This window comes from Rhizobacter sp. P3_B12 (genome assembly GCF_056402895.1).
On the sequence record NZ_JBFUGN010001388.1, the window covers coordinates 1 to 1,237 of the forward strand.

The 1,237-nt window shown below is 72.8% G+C and carries 1 pseudogene; it reads right to left on the reverse strand.

Features of this window, described 5'->3' with window-relative positions:
* Window positions 1-1,237 (reverse strand): annotated as a pseudogene (locus AC1D01_RS35475) (hypothetical protein); the annotation flags it as partial.

The following is a 1,237-nucleotide window of genomic DNA, read 5'->3' on the forward strand; positions in this document are numbered from 1 at the left end:
TTGCTGTGCGCGAGCGCCTGGTTGGTGCGGCGCACGCGGCGCATCATCAGCAGCACCACCGCGAACGACAGCACGAAGGTCGCCGCGAGCAGCCACCACAGGCGCTGCTGCAGGTCGCGGCGCTGCAGCTGCGTGCTCTTGATCGCGTTGTCGCTGTTCAGCAGCGCGAGCGCGCGGCCGCGGCGGTCGCTGTCGTACTGCTCCTGCAGCTCGAGGATGGCCTTCTGCTGGTCGCGCTGCACCAGCTTGTCGGCGATCGCACGGTGGCGGTGCAGCGCCTGCACCGCGGCGGCGGCGTCGCCGGCCTTCTCGAGCGCGGTGCCGAACTCCAGCAGCACGTCGGACACCAGCGGCGCATCGCCGCGGCGCTCGGCCATCGACAGCGCCAGCTCCACATGCCGCTTGCCGTCGGCCACGTCGCCCAGGCCGATGTGGGCCAGGCCCATGTTCCACAGCGCGATGATCTCGCTGCTGGTGTCGCGCACCTCGCGCGTCAGCGGCAGCGCCTCCTGCGCGCGGCGCAGCGCGGTGCGGTAGTCGCCGCGCTGCAGGAAGAAATCCGACATGTTGGCCAGCAGCAGCGCCTCGTCGAGCTTGGCGCCGGCCTCGTGCGCATAGTTGATCGCGGACTGCATCGAATGCAGCTCCGCGGCGACCTCGGTCGGGCCGTCGAGCAGGATGCCCTGGATGTTGTGCACGCGGGCCAGCGAGATCTTGTCGTCGGCGGCCGTCGCGATCGCCAGCGCCTCGGCATTGGTGCTGCGCGCGCGCTCGGGCTGCTGCGCCTTGTAGAGCGAGTAGGCGGCGCGCGAGCGGGCCTCGGCGCGGTGCCAGGCGATGCCGAGCTGGTCCGCGAGGTCGATCTCCTGCAGGTGCAGCCGCACCGCGTCGTCGAGCTTGCCGGCGCGCTGCTTGGCCTTCGAATGCGCGGCCAGGAAACGCAGGCGGCTCGCGGCCGGCGTCGACGCGGGCAGTTCGGCCGCGGCGGCATTCAGCAGCTGGTCGGCCTCGCGCGCGTCGCCGCTCTTCAGCGCCATGCTGGCCTGGATCAGCCGCGCGGCCGCATCGGTGGCGGGCGTCGCCTGCTGCCGCAGCCGGCGGGCGCAGTCGGTGGCCGCGTCGAACTCCGAGGCCTCGGTGTGCATCAGGCCCTGCAGCGTGAGCCCGTCGACCCACTCGCCGCTGCCGATCGCGAGCGCGGCGACGCGCGTGCGCAGCAGCGCGGCCGTGTCGGATG